Here is a 1,059-nt window from a genome sequence, read left to right on the forward strand (position 1 = left end):
CTTGTTCCTTATGGTCGGCTGTCACGCAGAGCGATGAGTGTCTCGGGGCGTTTGACGGTCTTGCCTACGTCGTAGTGGGTGGCGGGGTGGCGGTTCTTGACGCCGGGTGGTCGTCCTGGTCCCGGCCGGGTGGGTTTGGGTGCACGCGCCGGACTGCCCAGGTGGGGGCGGATGTTCCTGAACCCCCGCCGGACGCGGGTCGGGGTGAGCGCGGTGCCGGGGCGGGTGGTCTTCTCCCAGGGCTTGCGCTGGTCGGCTGCCAGCGGCAGCGCGAGGCGGAGCTGGGAGTGGGCTGCGATGACAAGCCACGTCCACTGGTCCGCCGCCCGCGGGTCGCGCAGCCGCGGGCGGGTCCAGCCCAGGGACTGCTTGAACAGGCGGAATGTGTGTTCCAGGTCGAATCTGCGCAGGTAGCAGGACCACACGAGGTCGACGTCGGCCGGGGTGGCGCCGGTCGCGGAGGACCACAGCCAGATGGGTGGTGCGTCACGGTCGCCGGGAAGGTGGTCGATCTTGAGGCGGATCAGCGTGCCTTCGACCAGAGGGAGTTCGCCGTCCAGGTCGATCCGGGCCGAGCGGTGGGTGAGGCGGGGGTGGACCCGGTCCCACGCGCGGGCCTCGGCCTTGCCGTAGCGGGGAGTGTCGTTCCTGGTCACGACCGCGGGCTCGGGCCAGGTCTCTGGCTTGGCCAGGCGGAACTCCGGTCCGTGCTTCGGCGGGCGGCCGCCCTTGGGGTCGTAGATGCGCGGCGGCTTCGGCAGCCGCAGGACGCGGTCGGAGCGCAGGCGTCCGGCCAGCTCGACGGGCAGGTCGGACAGGAGCCAGGCCAGCCGCATCACGTCGTAGCCGGCGTCCATCACGACCAGCACGTCCCGGTCGCCGCACTGCCACTGGCCCGCCGCGATGAGTCGCTCGACCACGGCCCGCAGTTGGCCGGCAGTGACGGCCGCGGCATCGTCGGCGGGCCCCAGCCGGACCGCGTCCAGGACCTGCGTCCACGAGGTGCGGTCCGGGGTGAGCGCAGCGACGAACGAGTACGGCCAGCCCGGCACCACGTGG

The 1,059-nt window shown here is 72.2% G+C and carries 1 protein-coding gene; it reads right to left on the reverse strand.

Features of this window, described 5'->3' with window-relative positions:
- Positions 1-8 precede the first annotated feature (8 nt).
- On the reverse strand, positions 9-1,059 hold a 1,051-nt coding region (locus tag ACZ53N_RS37505), incomplete at its 5' end, for a transposase (RefSeq protein WP_469145153.1).

The organism is Streptomyces sp. NPDC033229, assembly GCF_055576875.1.